The organism is Rhodococcus sp. Z13_19A (genome assembly GCF_058133575.1).
The window spans coordinates 43,762-56,988 of the sequence record NZ_JBYUNN010000001.1 but is presented as its reverse complement, the minus strand read 5'-3'; the positions used below and the strand labels follow the sequence as shown (position 1 = coordinate 56,988).

Annotated in this window: 16 protein-coding genes; 10 read left to right on the top strand and 6 right to left on the bottom strand. The window is 73.0% G+C overall.

Going from position 1 to position 13,227, the window contains the following annotated elements; translation table 11 throughout:
- The first annotated feature begins 49 nt into the window (after nt 1-49).
- Both AC3YNX_RS00285 and AC3YNX_RS00280 read left to right on the top strand, forming a co-directional pair.
- The gene (locus AC3YNX_RS00285; RefSeq protein WP_489981777.1) at nt 50-1,510 is read left to right on the top strand and encodes a WS/DGAT/MGAT family O-acyltransferase; all 1,461 of its coding nucleotides are present in this window, start codon (nt 50-52) and stop codon (nt 1,508-1,510) included.
- A complete protein-coding gene (locus AC3YNX_RS00280) occupies nt 1,507-2,010 on the top strand; it encodes a DUF6912 family protein (protein ID WP_127783813.1) in 504 nt (167 codons plus the stop codon). Before AC3YNX_RS00285 ends, AC3YNX_RS00280 begins: the two co-directional genes overlap by 4 nt.
- A gap of 5 nt (nt 2,011-2,015) precedes the next feature.
- On the opposite strand, the gene rsgA is transcribed toward AC3YNX_RS00280, so the two are convergent.
- Entirely contained in the window at nt 2,016-2,996 is a 981-nt protein-coding gene (gene rsgA / locus AC3YNX_RS00275; RefSeq protein ID WP_127783812.1) for a ribosome small subunit-dependent GTPase A, read from the bottom strand.
- An 8-nt stretch (nt 2,997-3,004) separates the two neighbouring features.
- Complete coding sequence (aroA, locus tag AC3YNX_RS00270) at nt 3,005-4,291, bottom strand: 3-phosphoshikimate 1-carboxyvinyltransferase (protein WP_489981776.1); 1,287 nt, start codon at nt 4,289-4,291, stop codon at nt 3,005-3,007.
- A 74-nt stretch (nt 4,292-4,365) separates the two neighbouring features.
- Between aroA and AC3YNX_RS00265 the strand changes: the two genes are divergently transcribed.
- The 4 genes from AC3YNX_RS00265 (at nt 4,366) to rsrA (ending at nt 7,286) form a co-directional block, all read left to right on the top strand.
- A complete protein-coding gene (locus tag AC3YNX_RS00265) occupies nt 4,366-5,010 on the top strand; it encodes an alpha/beta hydrolase family protein (protein ID WP_489994266.1) in 645 nt (214 codons plus the stop codon).
- Between the two features lie 69 nt (nt 5,011-5,079).
- A complete protein-coding gene (locus AC3YNX_RS00260; RefSeq protein ID WP_489994265.1) occupies nt 5,080-6,003 on the top strand; it encodes a DUF5996 family protein in 924 nt (307 codons plus the stop codon).
- Between the two features lie 303 nt (nt 6,004-6,306).
- A complete protein-coding gene (locus AC3YNX_RS00255; protein WP_241249922.1) occupies nt 6,307-6,954 on the top strand; it encodes a sigma-70 family RNA polymerase sigma factor in 648 nt (215 codons plus the stop codon).
- Nucleotides 6,951-7,286 carry a mycothiol system anti-sigma-R factor gene (gene rsrA, locus AC3YNX_RS00250; RefSeq protein WP_489994264.1) on the top strand — a complete coding sequence of 112 codons (336 nt, stop codon included), beginning with the start codon at nt 6,951-6,953 and terminating at the stop codon, nt 7,284-7,286. The genes AC3YNX_RS00255 and rsrA overlap by 4 nt, the downstream gene beginning before the upstream one ends.
- Before the next feature lie 91 nt (nt 7,287-7,377).
- Here the strand turns inward: rsrA and AC3YNX_RS00245 are convergent, their stop codons facing one another.
- Complete coding sequence (locus AC3YNX_RS00245; protein ID WP_127784890.1) at nt 7,378-7,452, bottom strand: 50S ribosomal protein bL37; 75 nt, start codon at nt 7,450-7,452, stop codon at nt 7,378-7,380.
- A gap of 129 nt (nt 7,453-7,581) precedes the next feature.
- Here AC3YNX_RS00245 and AC3YNX_RS00240 point away from each other — a divergent pair, with 129 nt between their 5' ends.
- Together AC3YNX_RS00240 and AC3YNX_RS00235 are read left to right on the top strand one after the other, a co-directional pair.
- Nucleotides 7,582-7,797, top strand: a complete 216-nt coding sequence (locus AC3YNX_RS00240; protein ID WP_127783807.1) for a biotin/lipoyl-binding carrier protein — start codon at nt 7,582-7,584, stop codon at nt 7,795-7,797.
- A gap of 48 nt (nt 7,798-7,845) precedes the next feature.
- Nucleotides 7,846-9,321: a sensor histidine kinase gene (locus AC3YNX_RS00235; protein ID WP_489981772.1), complete on the top strand. Its 1,476-nt coding sequence runs from the start codon at nt 7,846-7,848 to the stop codon at nt 9,319-9,321.
- Between the two features lie 115 nt (nt 9,322-9,436).
- Here the strand turns inward: AC3YNX_RS00235 and AC3YNX_RS00230 are convergent, their stop codons facing one another.
- Nucleotides 9,437-9,691 (bottom strand): WhiB family transcriptional regulator, encoded by a 255-nt coding sequence (locus AC3YNX_RS00230; RefSeq protein WP_127783804.1) that lies wholly within the window; start codon nt 9,689-9,691, stop codon nt 9,437-9,439.
- A 198-nt stretch (nt 9,692-9,889) separates the two neighbouring features.
- Nucleotides 9,890-10,840 carry a diacylglycerol/lipid kinase family protein gene (locus AC3YNX_RS00225; RefSeq protein WP_489994263.1) on the bottom strand — a complete coding sequence of 317 codons (951 nt, stop codon included), beginning with the start codon at nt 10,838-10,840 and terminating at the stop codon, nt 9,890-9,892.
- Between the two features lie 35 nt (nt 10,841-10,875).
- Here AC3YNX_RS00225 and AC3YNX_RS00220 point away from each other — a divergent pair, with 35 nt between their 5' ends.
- A complete protein-coding gene (locus AC3YNX_RS00220; protein ID WP_489994262.1) occupies nt 10,876-11,382 on the top strand; it encodes a hypothetical protein in 507 nt (168 codons plus the stop codon).
- Nucleotides 11,383-11,408: 26 nt separating this feature from the next.
- Here AC3YNX_RS00220 and AC3YNX_RS00215 read toward each other — a convergent pair whose 3' ends face one another.
- Nucleotides 11,409-12,047 (bottom strand): acid phosphatase, encoded by a 639-nt coding sequence (locus tag AC3YNX_RS00215; RefSeq protein ID WP_489994261.1) that lies wholly within the window; start codon nt 12,045-12,047, stop codon nt 11,409-11,411.
- A gap of 129 nt (nt 12,048-12,176) precedes the next feature.
- On the opposite strand from AC3YNX_RS00215, the gene AC3YNX_RS00210 reads away from it, so the two are divergent.
- Entirely contained in the window at nt 12,177-13,220 is a 1,044-nt protein-coding gene (locus tag AC3YNX_RS00210) for a zinc-dependent alcohol dehydrogenase family protein (RefSeq protein ID WP_489994260.1), read from the top strand.
- Nucleotides 13,221-13,227: the final 7 nt, after the last annotated feature.

Below are 13,227 nucleotides of genomic sequence, written 5' to 3'. Positions count from 1 at the left end.
GGACAATGCTGTGCGGAAGCAAATCTCCTGCGGCGGCTACGCTGCACCCATGCGTGACCGACTCAGCCCGCTCGATGCGTCGTTCCTGTCGCTGGAGCGGGGGACGACCCCCGCGCACATCGGCAGCCTGAGCATCTTCACCCCACCCCGGGCGGGCTTCGGCTACGACGCGCTGGTGTCCCACATCGAGCAGCGGCTGCCGTACGTGCCTCGCTACCGGCAGAAGGTTCGTGACCTGCCCGCCGGCCTGGCCCGCCCGGTGTGGGTGGACGACAACGACTTCGACATCTCCTACCACGTGCGTCGCTCCGCGCTGCCCAGCCCGGGCGACGACGCGCAGCTGCACGAGCTGGTGTCGCGGCTGCTGTCCCGCCGGCTGGACCGGGCCCGCCCGCTGTGGGAGCTGTACCTGGTGGAGGGGCTGGCCAAGGGCCGGGTCGCCATCATCAGCAAGACCCATCAGGCGGTGGTGGACGGGGCGCAGGCCCTGGAGCTGGGCCAGGTGATCCTGGACGACACCCGCAAGCCCGGTGTGCAGCGCACCGGCCTCTGGATGCCCGCGGCCGAGCCGGCCGGCACCCGGCTGCTGGCGGAGGCCGCCGTGGAGGTGCTGCGCAGCCCCACCGAGGTGGTCGACGTGGTGCGGTGGGTGGCGCGCGACGCCGCGAACGCGGTGAGCACGGTGACCGAGGCAGCCACCACGGCGGCGGCGATGGTGCGCCGGTTGGCGCGCCCGGCCCCGCCCAGCCCGCTGAACGTGGCTGTCTCCCGCCAGCGTCGCTTCGCCACCGCCCGCACCCAGCTGGCCGACTACCGGCAGGTCCGCGCTGCCACCGGGGCCAGCGTCAACGACGTGGTGCTCGCCGTGGTCAGCGGGGCGCTGCGCAGCTGGTTGACCTCCCGGGACGAGCCGGTCACCCCGGACACCACGGTGCGCGCCCTGGTGCCGCTGGCGGTGGCGTCCGACCCCGAGGACACCGGTGCAGAGCACGAGGACCTCTCCTCGTTCCTGGTGGACCTGCCGGTGGGGGCGGCCGACCCGCTGGTGCGGGTGGGCCAGCTGCGCGAGGCCACCCGCGAGCACGCCTCCTCCACCCCGCTGGTCGGCGCCCGCGCGCTCACCCAGCTGTCCGGCTTCGCCCCGCCCACCCTGCACGCCATGGGTGCGCGGCTGGCGGGCACGCTGGCGCGGCGCTCGTTCAACGTGCTGGTCACCAACGTGCCCGGTCCGCAGTACCCGCTGTACGCCGACGGGGCGCGGCTGCGCGAGATCTACTCCGTGGTGCCGCTGATGCCCAACCAGGCGCTGACCGTCGGGGTGACGTCCTACGACGGCTCGGTGCTCTACGGCCTCAACGCCGACCGCGACGCCCTCGCCGACGTGGACCAGCTGGCCGGCTTCCTCGAGCAGTCCCTGGCCGAGCTGGTGGCCGCGGTGCGAGCAGCACCACCCCGGGCGCCCGGTCGCCGAGCCGGCCCGGGCAGCCCAGCGACGAAGGAGACCTCATGAGGGTGTACGTGCCGGCGACCATCGCCATGCTGGAGCAGCTGCAGCGGGACGGGGAGCTGCGGGCGGTCAGCGGGACCGCGTTCGCCCTCACCCCGGCGCTGCGCGAGTCCTACGCCGTCGGCGACGAGGAGGAGCTCTCCTACGCCGCGATGGCTGAGGCGGCCCGGGCGTCGCTGCGGCTGCTGGCGGTGGAGCTGGAGACCGACGACGCGGCCCGTCCCCGTCGCGCGGTGCTCAGCGCCGACGTCGAGGACGCCCAGCTCCGCCCGGACCTCGACGACGCGGTGGTGCGGCTGACGGCGCCGGTACAGCTGAGCCAGGTGGCCTCGGCGCACGTGGACCTGGCCGAGGCCGAGGACGCCGTGCGAGCCGCGGTGGCCGCGGTGGACGCCGCCGACCTGGGCGACCTGGAGGCGGAGTTCGTCCTCGGCGAGGTCGCCGACCACGAGCTGGCCTGGTACGCCACCCAGGAGCTGCCCTTCCTGCTCGAGCTGCTCTGAGCCGGCTACCAGTCGGTGTTGGTCGCCAGCGCCACCAGCAGCCGGCGCACGGCCTCCACCCGCCGGGCCGCGGTGCCGGTGAGGGTGTCCAGCGCGCACTCCGGGTCGGCAGGCGGACCAAGGTGGGTACAGCCGCGCGGACAGGTGGCGGCCACCTCGGCCAGGTCGGCGAAGGCGGCCACCACGTCGTCGGTGGAGACGTGGGCCAGGCCGAAGGACCGGATGCCGGGGGTGTCCACCACCCAGCCGGACCCGCTGGGCAGCGGCAGTGCGATGGACTGGGTGGAGGTGTGCCGGCCACGGCCGATGCCCGAGACCACCCCGACCGCGCGGAACGCCTCAGGCACCAGCCGGTTCACCAGGGTTGACTTGCCCACCCCGGAGTGGCCGAGCAGCACGGTGGTGCGGCCCTGCAGCATCGCCTCCAGCTCGTCCAGGGGCGCGGTCTGGTTCAGCACCACCACCGGCACCTCCAGGTCGGCGTAGGCGCTGACGAGCTCGTCCGGGTCGGCCAGGTCGGACTTGGTGAGGCAGAGGATGGGGGTCAGTCCGCCGACGTAGGCCGCCACCAGGGTGCGGTCGATGAGCCCGGTGCGCGGCGGCGGGTCAGCCAGGGCCACCACCACGGCCAGCTGGTCGGCGTTGGCCACCACGATCCGCTCGTAGGGGTCGGTGTCGTCGGCGGTGCGGCGCAGCACCGTGCGGCGCTCGGCCACCCGCACGATGCGGGCCAGGCTGTCGGGTCGCCCGGACAGGTCGCCCACCAGGCTCACCTCGTCGCCCACCACCACGGGGGTGCGGCCCATCTCGCGGGCGCGCATGGCCACCACGGGACGCTCGGGGTCGCCGTCGAACACGCAGCCCCACCGGCCCCGGTCCACCGCCACCACCATCGCCTGCTCGGCATCGAGGTGCTCGGGCCGGGTCTTGGTGCGCGGCCGCGAGCCCGGACGCGGCCGGATCCGCACGTCGGACTCGTCGTACACCCGCTTGCTCAGGACGAACCTCCCGCGAGCATGTCCTGCCACAGGCCGGCGAAGCCCGGCAGCGTCTTGTCGGTGCTGGCCACGTCGTCCACCCGCAGGCCGTCCACCACCAGGCCCACCACCGCGCCGGCGGTGGCCATCCGGTGGTCGGCGTAGGCGTGCCACGGCCGATCGGGGGCGCGCAGGTCCCCGCCGGTGATGTGCAGCCCGTCGGTGGTCTGCTCCACCGTGGCGCCCAGGGCGGTCAGCTCGGTGCTCAGCGCCTCCAGCCGGTCGGTCTCGTGCCCGCGCAGGTGCGCGATGCCCCGCAGGCAGGACGGGCCCTGTGCCAGCACCGCCAGCGCCGCCACGGTGGGGGCGAGCTCGCCGACGTCGTGCAGGTCGATGTCGATGCCTTGCAGCTGCTGCGGGCCCTGCACCGTGAGCCCGCCGTCGGCGTGGGTGACGGTGGCCCCCATCTGCTCCAGCACGTCCCGGAAGCGGTCGCCGGCCTGGGTGGTGCTGGTGGGCCAGCCGGGCACGTGCACCCGCCCACCGGTGACCGCGGCGGCGGCCAGGAACGGCGCGGCGTTGGACAGGTCCGGCTCCACCTCCCAGGTGCGGGCGGCGATGGGACCGGGAGCCACCCGCCACACGTCAGGCTCGGAGTCGTCCACCGTCACCCCGGCCTCGCGCAGCATGGCCACGGTCATCTCGATGTGCGGCTGGGAGGGCACCGGTGCGCCGGCGTGGCGCACCGTGATGCCCTCGGTGCAGCGCGCGCCGGTGAGCAGCAGCCCGGAGACGAACTGCGAGGACGCCGAGGCGTCGATGGTGACGGAGCCACCGACCAGCGCGCCGGTGCCGTGCACGGTGAAGGGCAGCTCGTGGCCCGCCACGTCGGCGCCCAGGCGGCGGAGCGCGTCCAGCACGGTGCCCATCGGCCGGACCCGCGCCTGCGGGTCGCCGTCGAAGTGCACGTCGCCACGGGCCAGGGCGGCCACCGGCGGCAGGAAGCGCATCACGGTGCCCGCCAGCCCGCAGTCGATGCTGGCGGGCCCGCGCAGCTCGCCGGGGGTGACCACGTCGGTGTGGGTGTCCGGGTCGGTCTGCACCGTCGCGCCCAGCTCCCGCAGCGCCTGTGCCATCAGGTCGGTGTCCCGGCTGTGCAGGGCGTTCACCAACCGGGAGGGGCCGTCGGCCAGCGCGGCCAGCACCAGGGCGCGGTTGGTGATCGACTTGGACCCGGGCACGCGGACGGTCGCGTGCACCGGTCCCTCGGCCAGGGGGGCGCTCCACGACGTCTCGGCAGTCACCGGATCATTATCGCGCACGCGGGTCGGCGGAGGCGGACCCGCACGGGCGGACACAGGACGGCGGAGGCAACCCGGTGGACACAGCACGGCACGACGACGACCCGACGCCCAGCGTGGTCACCGAGCTGGAGACGCCGCACGGGCCGGCCCGGGCGCACCTGCACCACCCGGCGGGCCCGCCCCGGGCCGCGCTGGTGCTCGGGCACGGCGCCGGGGGCGGAGTGAGCGCGGCCGACCTGCGGGCGGTCACCGCCACCGCGGTGGAGCTGGACGTGCTCGTGGTGCTGGTGGAGCAGCCCTACCGGGTGGCCGGGCGACGCGCACCGGCGCCGGCCAAGCAGCTCGACACCGCCTGGCTCAGCGTGCTCACGCAGCTGCGGGAGGGACCGCTGCGCGACCTGCCGCTGGTGGTGGGTGGGCGCTCCTCGGGTGCGCGGGTGGCGTGTCGCACGGCCGGGGACGCCGGTGCGCTGGGGGTGCTCTGCCTGGCGTTCCCGCTGCACCCACCGGGCAAGCCGGACAAGACGCGGCTGCCCGAGCTGGACGCGGTGACGGTCCCGGTGCTGGTGGTGCAGGGGCTGCGCGACCCGTTCGGGCTGCCCGAGCCGGCCGGCAACCGCGAGGTGGTCACCGTGGCGGGCAACCACAGCCTGAGCAGCGACCTGCCGTCGGTCACCGCGGCGGCGAGCACCTGGCTGACCACGCTGCTGCGGCCGTAGCGGCCCGCTTGCCGTCGCCGCAGCAGCGGCCGATGCTGGAGGCGACGCGCCCGGCCCCTGGAGGTCCTCTTGCCCGAGCCCAGCGTGCCGTGGCCCAGCCTGCGGGTGGCGGACTGGACGCCCACCCGAGACACCCTGCACATGTGGACCCAGATCCTGGGCAAGGTGCGCCTGGTGGACGCGCCGATGGTCAACCACTGGTGGCAGGTGCCGCTCTACGTCACCGCCCGGGGGGTGAGCACCTCGGCCGTCCCCCACGGACACAAGGTGTTCGACATGGAGCTGGACTTCTTCGACCACCAGCTGCTGGTGCGCAGCAGCGACGGGCAGGTCCGCTCGGTGGCGCTCGAGCCCAAGCCGGTGGCGGACTTCTACGCCCAGACCATGCAGGCGCTGGACGAGCTGGGCCTGGGCACGCAGATCCAGGCCTCGCCCAACGAGGTGGACCCGGCGATCCCCTTCGCCGAGGACGACCAGCACAGCCACTACGACCCCGCGGCCGCGCACCTGTTCTGGGCGCAGCTGGTGCAGGCCAACCGGGCGCTGCAGCAGTTCCGCTCGTCGTTCATCGGCAAGTGCAGCCCGGTGCACCTGTTCTGGGGCTCCCTCGACCTGGCCTGCACGCGCTTCTCCGGCCGCCCGGCGCCGACACATCCCGGGGGCGCCCCACACTGCGCCGACTGGGTGATGGTCGAGGCCTACTCCCACGAGGTGAGCAGCGCCGGGTTCTGGCCCGGCGGCGGTGAGGAGGGCGCGTTCTACTCCTATGCCTACCCGGAGCCGCCGGGCTTCGCCGCGAGCGCGCTGGTCCCGGCCGAGGCGACCTACGACGCGCAGCTGCAGCAGTTCCTGCTGCCCTACGAGGCGGTGCGCACTGCTGAGCATCCCGACCAGCTGCTCCAGCGGTTCCTGCGCACCACCTACGAGGCCGCCGCCGACAGTGCCGGGTGGGACCGTTCCGCGCTCGAGCGCGACTACCGCCGGCTGGGGTGAGGGAACAGGGCCCCGGTGCCCGGTGTTGTGGAGGCGACAGGGTGGCCCGGCTCGCGCCAGGAGCGGAGGCCGGCCGCCGGCGTCGAACAGCAGAGGAGCGGTATGGGCACGCAGTGTGCGGTGCACGAGAGCCACCCGGCGATCGGGGCAGCGGGGGTGCTTCCGCTGCAGCCCTGGGTGTTCGGCCACCAGGGTGCGCGTGAGCGCGTCGCCGCCGGGGGCGCGGTATCGTGGTCCGGTACCCAGGGTCCTACTGCCGTGCTCTCACGGCCCGAGCCCACTGGGGGAAGGAGAGTCGTGGCACTGCCCACATCCCCACCGACCACTCAGAACGCCGCTGACGCCGCGGTCCAGGCGGCCGAGACGCCTGACGAGCGCACCGCCCGGTTCGAGCGCGACGCCATGCCGCTGCTGGACCAGCTCTACGGGGCCGCGCTGCGGATGACCCGCAACCCGGCCGACGCCGAGGACCTGGTCCAGGACGCCTACCTCAAGGCGTACTCGGCGTTCGACTCGTTCCGTGCCGGGACCAACCTGAAGGCGTGGATGTACCGCATCCTGACCAACGCCTACATCAACGGCTACCGCAAGAAGCAGCGCCAGCCGCAGCAGTACCCCACCGACGAGATCACCGACTGGCAGCTCGCTGACGCTGCCGAGCACACCTCGCGGGGATTGCGCTCCGCCGAGGTGGAGGCGCTCGACCGGCTGCCCGACTCCGACATCAAGGATGCGCTGCAGTCGTTGCCCGAGGACTTCCGCATGGCGGTCTACTACGCCGACGTGGAGGGCTTCGCCTACAAGGAGATCGCCGAGATCATGGGCACGCCCATCGGCACGGTGATGTCCCGGCTGCACCGCGGGCGCAAGCTGCTGCGCGGGCTGCTGGCCGACGTGGCCCGCGACCGCGGCTTCAGCAACGTGCCCCAGCCCGAGGAGGTGGCGCGATGAGCCCCGAGGTCCCGCAGTGCTCGGGCAGCGGCGAGGCCGACTGCGCCACCGTGCTCGCCGACGTCTACCTCTACCTCGACGGCGAGTGCGACGAGCAGGGCCGTCAGCGGGTGCAGCGACACCTCGACGACTGCAGCCCGTGCCTGCACGAGTTCGGCATCGAGGAGCAGGTGAAGAAGCTGCTCAGCCGCAAGTGCGGCGGGGAGCACGCCCCGGCCGGGCTGCGCGAGCGCCTGGTGGTGTCGCTGAAGTCCACGGTGATCTCCTACCAGGAGACGGTGGTGAGCGACGAGCACGACGGCCGTCCGCGCTCCGCCGAGCGCGCCGAGTAGGGCTCAGCCGCAAGCTCTGCTGACACAGCACAGGGCCCGTACCTCCGTGGAGGTACGGGCCCTGTGCCGTGCGTGCGCGGTGCGTGCAACTTCAGGAGTTGGGACGCTTACCGTGGTTGGCGGCACTCTTCTTGCGGTCACGCTTCTTGCGTCCACGCTTTCCCATGACTTCTCCTCAGTGGTGGGGCTGCTGGGTGGGCCCAGTGCTCGTGGGTTCATTCTCCCACGGCTGTGGCGCAGCCCGTCGCCCCAGGGCCGTGTGGTTTGATCGGGCAGGTCTACAAGGAGGTTTCCGATGGCGGAGAAGGTGCTCGCAGAGCTGCCTGCGAAGGTCTGGCGGGTCTCGGTGTCCGTCGGTGACGTGCTCGCCGCCGGGGACACCGTGGTGATCCTGGAGTCGATGAAGATGGAGATCCCCGTGCTGGCGGAAGAGGCCGGCACGGTGACCTCCGTGGAGGTGTCCGAGGGCGACGACGTCCAGCCCGGGCACCTGCTCGCCGTCCTCGGCTGAGCAAGCGCCCATCACCCCACCACCCCACTGACCTGCTGACGACGGACCATGTCCACCCTGAGCGAGCTCCTCGGTGAGCACACCGGCCTGACGGGTGCGGCCGCAGACCACCTGCAGGAGCTGGTCGGGGAGTGGCAGCTGCTGGCTGACCTGTCCTTCGCCGACTACCGCCTGTGGGTGCCGGTGCCCGAGGGGCTGCTCTGCGTGGCCCAGGTGCGCCCGACCACCGCGCACACCTCCTACCCGGTGGACGCCGTGGGCACCGTGCTGCGGCCACCCGAGCGCGAGCAGCTGCGTGCGGCGATGGCCGAGCGCCGGGTGCTCGCCGAGGACCAGCCGCACGAGCACGAGGGCATCTCGCTGCGGCGGGTCGCGGTGCCGGTGACCTTCGGCGGCCAGGTGGTCGCGGTGCTCAGCCGGGACACCAACCGGGCGACCGTCCGCCGTCCCAGCCCGCTGGAGACCGCCTACCTGCAGGGCGCCGCGGAGCTGTGCCAGATGATCGCGGACGGGACGTTCCCCGCGCCCGGCACCGCGGCCGACATCCACACCAGCCCGCGCGCGGGCGACGGGGTCATCCGGCTGGAGCCCACCGGCCTGGTGCTCTACGCCAGCCCCAACGCGCTGTCGGCCTACCACCGGATGGGCCTGCCCACCGAGCTGGTCGGCACCGACCTGGCCCAGGTCACCCGGACGCTGATCACCGACCCCTTCGACGCCGAGGAGGTGGTGCAGCGCATCCGCTCCGCGCTGGCCGGTGATGCGTCGCTGCGGATCGAGGCGGACGCCCGCGGTGCCACCGTGCTGCTGCGCGCGCTGCCGCTGCGCCCGCACGGGGTGCCCCGGGGAGCGCTGGTGCTGGTGCGCGACGTCACCGAGGTGCGCAGCCGGGACCGTGCCCTGCTCAGCAAGGACGCCACCATCCGGGAGATCCACCACCGGGTGAAGAACAACCTGCAGACGGTGGCTGCGCTGCTGCGGCTGCAGGCGCGGCGCTCGGACAACGCCGAGGTGCGCACCGCGCTCACCGAGTCCGTGCGCCGGGTCGCCTCCATCGCGCTGGTGCACGACACGCTGTCGATGTCGGTGGACGAGCGGGTCGACCTGGACGACGTCATCGACCGGCTGGTGCCGATGATGGCCGACGTCGCCTCGCTCAACAACGCCGTCAGCCTGCGCCGGGAGGGCAGCCTGGGGGTGCTGGCCGCCGAGCTGGCCACTCCGCTGGTGATGGTGCTCGCCGAGCTGGTGCAGAACGCCATGGAGCACGCGTTCGCACCGGGTGCGGCCGGACGGGTGGTGGTGCGGGCGGAGCGCTCAGCCGGCTGGCTGCAGGTGCAGGTGTGCGACGACGGCGTGGGGCTGCCCCCCGGGTTCACCCTGGGCAGCGGTGGGGGGCTGGGGCTGGAGATCGTGCGCACCCTGGTGGACGCCGAGCTGGGCGGGTCGCTGCAGCTGCGTCCCGGTGACGACGGCGGCACGGTGGCGCAGCTGCGCGTCCCGGTGACCCACCGCGGGCGGTAGGTGGGGCTCCTGCACGACGAAACCGGCCCGCACCCTGTGGGTGCGAGCCGGTCTCGTCGAAGCGCGGTGGCCAGGTCCGCGGGGGACCAGCGTCGCCGTGCTGGGTGGGGAGCGGTCAGGCTCCGGTGCGCGCGCGGGTGCGGGCGTTGCGGCGCTTGAGCGCGCGGCGCTCGTCCTCGCTCATGCCACCCCAGACGCCGGCGTCCTGGCCGGACTCCAGGGCCCAGGCCAGGCAGTCGGACATCACTGGACAGCGGCGGCAGACCACCTTCGCGTCAGCGATCTGGGCAAGGGCAGGGCCACTGTTTCCAACCGGAAAGAACAGCTCTGGGTCCTCGTCACGACAGATCGCCTTGTGGCGCCAATCCATCTCTAGCTCCTTGCTGGGCGCGCGTGTGTGCGCCGTTTCGTTTGGGCGGCGTGGGTGTTCGAACGCCCAAGGGAATCTGGGCTGTTGCTTGTGAATGCTTTCACGAACCAGTCCGATGTCAAGAGTTTCGGATCCGGTCGTGCTGCATGTCACGATCATGTGACCAACAGTGAACACGCACGTTTCGCCATAGCGGTTCTACCTGTTCGGTTGTACCAGCACTTGCACTGCGTCCGCGACTGTGCTGAAGAAGACCTTGTCGTGAAGGCCCAGGTAGTCGCCGTCCAGCTGGAGCGCGGTGGGCTCCTCGCACCACACCCGCACGGTGGGCACGTCGTCCTCGCGGAGCAGCCGACGCGCCCGCGGACTGCCTCGGCGGGTGAGCATCTGGGGCACCACTCGGGCGAGGGTCAGCCACCGCAGGCTCTGCAGGGCGAACACCCCCAGACCGCTCGCGAAGGTCGTTCCGGGATTGGTCCGAACTGGATGGTTTCCCCAGTACGTCCACGGATCGGAATTTGTGACGATCACCACGTGCAAGCCGTTCACCGGGGCCGCGTCACCGATCTGCGCGGACAGCGCGGGCGGGCGGTGCTTGGCGCTGAAGTAGTGGCGCACAGCCGACCACACGTAGCGCAGGGGGGTGGCGGGCTTGCCGTTGCCGCGGTGGCCCTCCACGGTGTGCACCACCTCCGCGTCCCAGCCCAGCCCGGCGTTGAGCAGGAACCAGCGGTCCTCGGTGTGGCCCAGGCCAAGCGAGCGCCGGTGTCCTGCGGTGATGGCCTCGAGGAGCTGCTCGGTGGCCTCGATGGGGTCGGTGGAGATGCCCAGCGCCTTGGCGAAGACGTTGGCCGAACCACCGGGCACCACCGCCAGGGCGGGCCGGTGGGTGCCGCGGGCGTCGTCGTGCTCGGCGGGCGGGCCGAGGAGGCCGTTGACCACCTCGTTGAGGGTGCCGTCGCCGCCGAGCACCACCACCAGGTCCATGCCGTCCCGGCGGGCGGCCTCGGCGAGCTCGGTGGCGTGCCCGCGCCGGTCGGTGTGCGCCACCGTCAGGTCCAGCCGGCTGGACAACGCACTGGTCAGCACGGTGCGGGCGGCTGCGCTCGCGGTTGTTGCGTTGGGGTTCACAACCAGGAGTGCGCGCACAGCGGTGAAGAATACGGGTGCCCTAACCTGGAGGGGTGGCCGATGGCAGCTCGAACACCTCGTGGGAGTCCCGCAGCGCTCGTGGAGCCCGAAGGGCGCCCCGCCGTGGGGCGCCCGCGCCTGAGCCGAGCACCGGCCCGCTGACCGCCCCGTGGACCATCCGGGCCGGCGGCGTGGCGCTCGGTGTGCAGGCGGCCGTCGCGCTGGTCCTCGCGGTGGTGCTGGCCGTGCGCACCGTGCTGGGCCACTTCCAGTCCACCACCCTCGGCTACGGCACCGCGGTGATGTTCGCCGTCCTCGGCGCCGGGGTGCTGGTCATCGGGGTGACGCTGGTGCAGTCCAGGCGCGGCGGGCGCGGGCCCGGCATCGTCATGGAGGTGCTGCTGCTGCCGGTGGCCTGGTCGCTGCTCACCGACTCCCACCAGGTGGCGCTCGGCCTGGTCCTCGGCGCGGTGGTGCTGGGCACCCTCGCGCTGCTGCTGTGCGCACCCTCCCAGGCGTGGTCGGCCGAGCAGTTCGGGCTGGCTCACGAGGACGACTGAGCAACGTCCCGCCCGCCCCCCGACGCTCAGGGCGGGGTCACGTTCATCGCCGCCAGCCGGGGATAGCCGTGGTCGTGGCCGAGGATGGCCAGCCCGCCGGGTGACAGCGCGAAGTGCACGCCGGCGGTCACCGGCAGCCCGATCCAGCGGGCCATGAGCACGCGGGAGAAGTGCCCGTGGCCCACCAGCACCACGTCCCGGTGCGTGATGAGCTCCCGGGCCCGCGCCAGCACCGCGTCGGCGCGCTCCTGCACGGCACCGGGACGCTCGCCGGCGGGGGTGTCGTGGGTCCACAGCGTCCAGCCCGGCACCTCCTGCTGGATCTCCTCGGACGTGCGGCCCTCGTAGTCGCCGTAGTCCCACTCGGCCAGCAGGTGGGTCGTCTCCGCCACGGTGAGCCCGGCCAGCCGTGCGGTGTCCAGGGCGCGTCGACGCGGGCTGGACATCACGAACGGGTCGGTGAGGTGCTGGGCGGCCAGCAGCCCCACCAGGCGCGACGCCTGCTCGCGGCCGGCGTCCGTGAGCGGCACGTCGGTGCGCCCGGTGTGCTGGCCCGACTCCGACCACTCGGTCTGTCCGTGCCGGAGCAGGAAGACCTGTCCAGGGCCGCCCTCCTGCGGCTCGCTGGCAGCGGCTGGGGCAGAGGGGGGTGCCGGCGGGCTCATGGCCCCCATGCTGCCGTGCCCGGTCGGTGCTCGCGGACCGGGACCGCGCACGGCCGCTCGCCAGCGCCGCGGGCCCTCGCCGAGCCGACCTACCCTCGAGGTGACGGGGGCGGGGCAGAGGAGGTCGGGATGTACGCAGTCGTCTACCACGGTCCAGGCAAGAAGGCGTGGGAGGAGGTGGAGGCACCCTCCATCAGAGCCGACGGGGACGCGATCGTCCAGGTGGACACGGTCACGATTTGCGGCACCGACCTGCACATCCTCGGCGGTGACGTCCCGGCGGTGGTGGACGGGCGCATCCTCGGGCACGAGGCCGTCGGCACGGTGGTGGAGGTCGGCCCCGGGGTGCGCAACACCAAGGTCGGCGAGCGGGTGCTGGTCTCCTGCATCACCGCCTGTGGGGTGTGCCCGTACTGCCGGCAGAGCCGCTACGGGCAGTGCCTCGGGGGCGGCGGCTGGATCCTGGGCCACAAGATCGACGGCACCCAGGCGGAGCTGCTGCGGGTGCCCTTCGTGGACACCTCCACCTACTCGGCGCCGCCCAGCGTCACCGACGAACAGCTGCTGATGCTGGCCGACATCATCCCCACCGGCTACGAGGTCGGCGTGCTCAACGGGCAGGTCAACCCCGGCGACACCGTGGTGGTGGTGGGCGCCGGACCCATCGGGCTGGCCACCATCCTCGGGGCGCGGCTGCTCAGCCCCGCGCGCATCATCGCTCTCGACCTGGCTGACACCCGGCTGGAGGCCGCCCGGCGCTTCGGCGCCGACGAGGTGATCAACAACGGCACCGAGGACGCGCTCGCGCGGGTGCTGGAGCTCACCGACGGGCTCGGCGCGCACGTCGCCGTGGAGGCGGTGGGCGTGCCGGCGACGTTCGAGCTGGCCACCCAGCTGGTGCGCGCCGGCGGGCACGTGGCCAACGTCGGGGTGCACGGCTCACCGGTGTCCCTGGCCCTGCAGGACCTGTGGATCAAGGACGTCACCATCACCACGGGCCTGGTGGACGCCTATTCCACCCCCACCCTGCTGCGGCTGCTCGAGAACGGCCGGCTCGGGGTGACCGAGATGGTGACCCACCGCTTCCCGATGTCGGAGTTCATGGCGGCCTACGACGTGTTCTCCCGGCCGGAGGAGACGGGAGCGCTCAAGGTGGTGCTGAGCCGGTCCTAGCGACCCG